At 71.1% G+C, this 6,110-nt stretch carries 8 protein-coding genes; 6 read left to right on the top strand and 2 right to left on the bottom strand.

The genetic code is table 11. The annotated features are described in order from the left end of the window. Together ACXJKG_RS18570 and yjfF are read left to right on the top strand one after the other, a co-directional pair. The coding region (locus ACXJKG_RS18570; RefSeq protein ID WP_456847219.1) for an ABC transporter permease subunit at nt 1–345 on the top strand (345 nt) is incomplete at its 5' end. Further along, nucleotides 345–1,373 (top strand): galactofuranose ABC transporter, permease protein YjfF, encoded by a 1,029-nt coding sequence (yjfF, locus tag ACXJKG_RS18575; RefSeq protein WP_456847220.1) that lies wholly within the window; start codon nt 345–347, stop codon nt 1,371–1,373. The genes ACXJKG_RS18570 and yjfF, both read left to right, overlap by 1 nt. 101 nt (nt 1,374–1,474) lie before the next feature. Here the strand turns inward: yjfF and ACXJKG_RS18580 are convergent, their stop codons facing one another. After that, the gene (locus tag ACXJKG_RS18580; protein WP_456847221.1) at nt 1,475–2,167 is read right to left on the bottom strand and encodes a potassium channel family protein; all 693 of its coding nucleotides are present in this window, start codon (nt 2,165–2,167) and stop codon (nt 1,475–1,477) included. A gap of 4 nt (nt 2,168–2,171) precedes the next feature. Beyond that, nucleotides 2,172–3,548: a TrkH family potassium uptake protein gene (locus tag ACXJKG_RS18585; RefSeq protein WP_456847222.1), complete on the bottom strand. Its 1,377-nt coding sequence runs from the start codon at nt 3,546–3,548 to the stop codon at nt 2,172–2,174. A gap of 131 nt (nt 3,549–3,679) precedes the next feature. On the opposite strand from ACXJKG_RS18585, the gene ACXJKG_RS18590 reads away from it, so the two are divergent. The 4 genes from ACXJKG_RS18590 to ACXJKG_RS18605 all read left to right on the top strand — a co-directional run. Continuing rightward, nucleotides 3,680–4,867: an acetoin utilization protein AcuC gene (locus ACXJKG_RS18590; protein ID WP_456847223.1), complete on the top strand. Its 1,188-nt coding sequence runs from the start codon at nt 3,680–3,682 to the stop codon at nt 4,865–4,867. A gap of 130 nt (nt 4,868–4,997) precedes the next feature. Then, nucleotides 4,998–5,225 carry a helix-turn-helix domain-containing protein gene (locus tag ACXJKG_RS18595; RefSeq protein WP_456847224.1) on the top strand — a complete coding sequence of 76 codons (228 nt, stop codon included), beginning with the start codon at nt 4,998–5,000 and terminating at the stop codon, nt 5,223–5,225. A 183-nt stretch (nt 5,226–5,408) separates the two neighbouring features. Continuing rightward, nucleotides 5,409–5,507: a 30S ribosomal protein bS22 gene (locus ACXJKG_RS18600; protein ID WP_003792170.1), complete on the top strand. Its 99-nt coding sequence runs from the start codon at nt 5,409–5,411 to the stop codon at nt 5,505–5,507. A gap of 146 nt (nt 5,508–5,653) precedes the next feature. Continuing rightward, on the top strand, nt 5,654–6,110 hold a 457-nt coding region (locus ACXJKG_RS18605; protein WP_456847225.1), incomplete at its 3' end, for a LacI family DNA-binding transcriptional regulator.

The raw sequence follows: 6,110 nt of genomic DNA on the forward strand, positions 1-6,110 counted from the left end.
TTCTTCGCCTGCATCGCCGGGTTCATCAAGAGCTCGGACATCATGGCAGCCGACTCCAACAACGTCGGCCTGTTCATCGAGCTGGACGCGATCCTGGCGGTGGTCATCGGCGGCACGTCGCTGGCCGGCGGCAAGTTCTCGCTGGCCGGCACGCTCGTCGGCTCCATGGTCATCACCACGCTCACCCTGTCCGTGACGATCCTCGGCATCCCGGCGAACGCGGTCTCGCTGTTCAAGGCCCTCGTCGTCATCGCGGTCTGCCTGCTGCAGTCGCCGGTGGTCCGCAACAAGATGCGGTCCCGACGACCGGCCGCCGCGCCCGTCCCCTCGGAGGTACCGGCCTGATGGCGACCGACCAGCTCACCTCCACCACCCACCCGGCCGACGCCCCACCGTCGATCGGCACCCGGGTCCGGCGATTCCGCATCGACGAGCGCTACCTGCCCGTCCTGGGCACCGTCGTCGTCCTGATCGTCATGCTCGCCATCGGCGGCTCGCGGTACGAGAACTTCCTCACCGGCCGCGTCATGGCGAACGTGCTGATCAACAACTCGTTCCTGGTGGTGCTCGCCGTCGGGATGACGTTCGTGATCCTCACGGGTGGCATCGACCTGTCCGTCGGCGCGGTCGTCGCCCTGTCCAGCTGCATCGCGGCCTGGATGTTCACGCACGGCTACGGCGCCGCCGTGGCCATCCCGACGATCATCCTGGTGGGCACGACGCTCGGCCTGGTGGTCGGCGTGATGATCCACGTGTTCGAGATACAACCCTTCATCGCCACCCTCGCCGCCATGTTCCTGGCGCGCGGGCTCTGCTACCTCGTGGCGCCGGAGTCCATCCCGATCACGGACCCGACGATCGTCGCCCTGTCCACCACCCGGTGGGGCACCGCGGACGGGCTGGTGATCACGCCGAGCGGCGTCATCGCGCTGGCGGTCGTGCTCATCGCGTTCGTGACCCTCCACTACACGCGGTTCGGCCGGACGGTCTACGCGATCGGCGGCGGCGAGCAGTCCGCCAAGCTCATGGGCCTGCCGGTCGCGCGCACCAAGGTGCTGGTCTACGTCATCAGCGGCACCTGCGCGGGCCTGGGCGGCCTGCTGTTCGCGATCTTCTCGCGGTCCGGCTACTCGCTGACCGGCGTCGGCATGGAGCTGGACGCCATCGCCGCCGTCGTCATCGGCGGCACGCTGCTCACCGGCGGCAGCGGCTTCGTGCTGGGGTCCGTGCTCGGCGTGCTGGTGCTGGGCCTGATCCAGACGATCATCACGTTCCAGGGCACCCTGAGCTCGTGGTGGACCAAGATCTTCATCGGCGCGCTGCTGCTGATCTTCGTGGTCCTGCAGCGCCTGCTGGTGATCCGGCGCCGCTGAGGCGGGCGGGCGAACGACGCGTCGAGGTCGTGAGCTTCCGACGACATCGTGAGTTGCAGCTCACGACCTCGTCGGAAACTCACGACCTCGCATGCGCGACCTCAGGGCCGTGCCGCGAAGCGCTCCAGCAGGTCGGCGTGGCCCGAGACGATGATCAGGTCGTTGACGGACAGGCGGGTCTCGGGCGTCGCGTAGGAGAACTCGATCCCCGGGCTCTTCACGCCGATGACCGTGACGCCGTACCGCTCGCGCACCCGCGACTGCGCGAGCGTGAACCCCTGCGTCTCCTTGGGCGGGCGCATCTTCACGATGGTGAACCCGTCCTCGACCTCGATGTAGTCGAGCAGCTTGCCGGACACCAGGTGGGCCACACGGGCGCCGGCGTCGGCCTCGGGCAGCACCACGTGGTGGGCGCCGATCCGCTGCAGGATGCGCGCGTGCTCGTTGCTCACGGCCTTGGCCCAGATCTGCGGCACCCCGATGTCGACGAGGTTGCCCGTGATCAGCACGGACGCCTCGAGGTAGGAGCCGACGCCGACGACGGCCACGGGGAACTCCCGCGCGCCCAGCTGCTCGAGGGCCTCGGGGTTGGCGGCGTCGGCCTCGACCAGCGCGATCCGACCGGCCCACTGGGCGACCAGGTCGGGGTTGCGCTCGACGGCCAGYACGTCCTGCCCGAGCCGGTCGAGGGTCGCCGCGATGGACGACCCGAACCGGCCGAGCCCGATGACCAGCACGCCCGAGTCCTTCCGGGGCGTGCGCGGTCCCTTCTGCGAGGACTTGATCTCGCTCAACCTGTCAGCCAATGATCGGCCTCTCTTCCGGTAGCCGGATCACCCGACGACGGTTGCGCAGCGCGAGCGCGGCCGCAAGCGTCATCGTGCCGGTCCGGCCGATGAACATGAGCACGGTGAGCACGTACTTCGCCGGGGGCGGCAGCCCGGGGGTGACGCCGGTGGACAGGCCGCAGGTGGCGAAGGCGGAGATGACCTCGAACAGGACCCGGTCCAGCCGGAGGTTCGTGATCGACAGCAGCAGCAGCGACGAGACGAGCACGAGCGTCGCGGAGACCAGGGAGACGGCGATCGCGACCTGGAGGGCCTCCCGGGGGATCCGGCGCCCGTAGGCCTCGACGTCCTTGTCCCCGCGGCCCTCGGCCAGGATGGCGAGCAGCATGACGGCCAGCGTCGTGACCTTGATGCCGCCGGCGGTCGAGGCCGAGCCGCCACCGACGAACATCAGCGCGTCCATCAGCAGCCACGTGCTCTCGTGCATCTGCCCGACGTCGACCGTCGAGAAGCCTCCGGACCGTGGCATCACGCCGGCGAAGAGCGAGGCCAGGGCCGTGGCGCTGGGACCCAGCGGGGCGAACGTCCTGGGGTTGGTCCACTCGAACGCCGCCACCAGGACCGAGCCGGCGATCACCAGGGCCACGCTCGTGGTGATCGTCAGCTTCGAGTGCAGGCTCCAGCGGCGCGGGTCGCGCAGGTACCGGGCGACGTTGAGGATCACGGGGAACCCGAGCGAGCCGATGAAGACACCGACGATGATCGGCATCAGCACCCACCAGTCGGACGCGAACGGCTCGAGCCCGTACGCCGTCGGGACGAAGCCCGCGTTGTTGAACGCCGAGATCGCGTAGAAGATCGCGTGCCACGCCGCCGCGCCGAGGTTCTCGTCGAACAGCAGGAACCGCGGGAAGAGCACCACCGCGATGACCAGCTCGAGCGCGACGGACGTGATGACCACGGTCCGGATCAGCGACCCGACCTCGCCCAGCCGGGTCTCCTTGGTCTCCGACGAGACGAGGAGCCGCTGCGTCAGCCCGATCCGCCGGGACACCGCCATGCCGAGCAGCGACGCCAGCGTCATGACGCCCAGGCCGCCGATCTGGATGGCCACGAGGATGGTGACGAGCCCCCACGTGGACCAGTACTCGCCGGTCGGCACCACCACCAGGCCGGTGACGGTACTGGCGGACGTGGCGGTGAACAGGGCGTCGACGAAGGGGGCCCGGTGGCCGMTCGCGGTGGCCCACGGGACGGACAGCGCCACGGTGACCAGGGCGATCACCAGCGCGAACACGCCGAGGGCCAGGCGGGCGGGGGACTGGCGCGCCGAGCGGTCGACGAGCTCGCGCAACCGCCATGCCACGCCCGGGCCGCCCCGCGCCATCGCACCTCCCCGCAACCGGCCGGCGCCCGCCGGTCGGGGCAACTCTGGCATGGGCGACCGGTGTGGTTCGACCCGACAGGCGCGAGGTCGTCGGATCGACAGGGGGCCCGGCGGGTGCGACGGTGATGCCCATGACGTCCTCGGCGCCCGTGCGTGTGGTGTGGTCGCGCGAGATGCTCGCGTACGACTTCGGCCACGGCCACCCGATGACGTCGGAGCGCCTGGACCTCACCATCCGCCTGGCCGACGCGCTGGGGCTCCTCTCCGGACCGGGGGTGGAGCTGGTCGGCGCGGACGTCGCGTCGGACGCGCTCCTGCACACCGTGCACGACCGGGCGTACGTCGCCGCCGTGCACCGGGCGTCCAGCGAGGGCACCCACGACCCGGAGCACGGCCTGGGCACCAGCGACGACCCCGTCTTCCCGCACATGCACGAGGCCTCGGCCATGGTGGTGCAGGGGTCGGTCGACTCGGCGCTCGCCGTCTGGGAGGGGCGGGTCGAGCACGCGGTGAACGTGACCGGGGGCCTGCACCACGCGATGCCCGCGGCCGCGTCGGGGTTCTGCGTGTACAACGACGCGGCGGTCGCCATCCGGGCCCTGCTGGACGCCGGCGTCCAGCGGGTCGCCTACGTCGACATCGACGCGCACCACGGCGACGGGGTGCAGGCGGTGTTCTGGGACGACCCCCGCGTGCTGACGGTGTCGCTGCACGAGACCGGGCAGGCGCTCTTCCCCGGCACGGGCCACGCGCGCGAGATCGGCGGACCCGGCGCCGAGGGCACGGCGGTCAACGTCGCGCTCCCGTCGGGGACGGGCGACGCGGGGTGGCTGCGCGCCATCGACGCCGTCGTGCCCGCCGTCGTGCGCGCGTTCGAGCCGGAGGTGCTCGTCACCCAGCACGGCTGCGACACCCACGTCCTCGACCCGCTGACGCACCTGCGGGTGAGCGTCGACGGCCAGCGCCTGGCGGCGGAGCAGCTGCACGACCTCGCGCACGAGGTGGCCGGCGGGCGCTGGCTGGCGCTGGGCGGGGGCGGGTATGCCGTGGTGGACGTGGTCCCGCGGGCCTGGACCCACCTGCTCGGCATCGCGACGCACYGGCCCGTCGACCCGGCGGCGCAGATCCCGGACGAGTGGCGGAACCTGGTGCGCGAGCGGTACGGCCGGCTCGGGCCGGACACGATGACCGACGGTCGCGACGCCCGGTTCAGCCCGTGGTCGTCCGGCTACGACCCGTCCGACGACGTCGACCGCGCGATCCGGGCCACCCGCGCGGCCGTCTTCCCGCACCTCGGGCTCGACCCGGAGCACGACTGACCCGCTGGGCCGGACGGGGGACGTCCCAGGCGTCCCCTCTTTCCCACGCGTCCCAGGCGCCACTAGGCTGATCCGGCACCCGCAGGAGGGTGCGCGGGCCCGCCGCGCCGACGGGCGGAATGGACGAGACATGAGCGAGCAGCGCGACCAGCCTGGCCGCACGCGGTTCCTCACCGTCCTCGAGGTCGCCGAAGTGATGCGCGTCTCGAAGATGACCGTGTACCGCCTGCTGCACTCGGGCGAGCTGCCCGGGGTGCGGGTCGGCCGCTCGTTCCGGGTCCCGCAGGACGCGCTCGACCACTACCTGGCCACGTCGCCGGCGGTCGAGGCGCGCGAGCAGGACCGCCGCAGCTCCTGAGCCGGGTCCGCGGTGCTTCCGAGGACCGGCGCGTCGTCGGGACGGCTCCGGATCGCGTAAGGTAGAGCCTCGGACTTTGTTCGTGCGTGGGCGACTCGATTGCACTCGATCTCTTCTACGCGTCGATCGACCACCAGAACGGCCCGTCTGCCGGGTCTCCATCGGAAGCGAAGTGAGGACCCCATGGGCTCCGTCATCAAGAAGCGCCGCAAGCGGATGGCCAAGAAGAAGCACCGCAAGCTTCTTCGCAAGACGCGCCACCAGCGCCGCAACAAGAAGTGAGCCGCGCGGCCCGTCAGGGTCGCTAGGCAGTCGAGGGGCCCGGCAGCTGCCGGGCCTTTCGTGTGTCCGGACACGCCTTCTACAACGATGTAGAGTTGCTCTGGTCTGCGACTCTGTCCCAGGGTCACGCGTACAAGGAGACAGCGATGAGCACGGCCAGGCGTGGTGCCGCGGTGACGATGCACGAGGTCGCCGCGCGAGCAGGGGTGTCCATCAAGACCGTGTCCAACGTGGTCAACGGGTACCAGTACATCCGGCCGGCGACGAAGGAGCGGGTCGAGGCCGCGATCGCCGAGCTCGGGTACCAGGTGAACATCTCGGCGCGGAACCTGCGCCGCGGCCGGACGGGAATCATCGGGCTGGCGGTGCCGGAGCTGTCGCTGCCGTACTTCGCGGAGCTGGCCGACTCGGTCATCCGGGCCGCCGAGGCGCGCGGGCTGACCGTGCTCATCGAGCAGACGGGGTCCGTGCGGGAGCGCGAGCTCGAGGTGCTCTCGGGCCAGCGCCGGCACCTCACCGACGGGCTGATCTTCTCGCCGCTCGAGCTCGGACCTCAGGACGCCGACGCCCTGCGGGTCGACTTCCCCATGGTGCTGCTGGTCG

It is taken from the genome of Cellulomonas sp. P5_C6 (assembly GCF_054049635.1).

Bases quoted from the DNA above. Each gene is read 5' to 3' on its own strand.
- yjfF (WP_456847220.1), top strand. From the start codon at position 345: ATGGCGACCGACCAGCTCACCTCCACCACCCACCCGGCCGACGCCCCA.
- ACXJKG_RS18595 (WP_456847224.1), top strand. From the start codon at position 4,998: ATGAGCGAGCAGCGCGACCAGCCTGGCCGCACGCGGTTCCTCACCGTC.
- ACXJKG_RS18600 (WP_003792170.1), top strand. From the start codon at position 5,409: ATGGGCTCCGTCATCAAGAAGCGCCGCAAGCGGATGGCCAAGAAGAAG.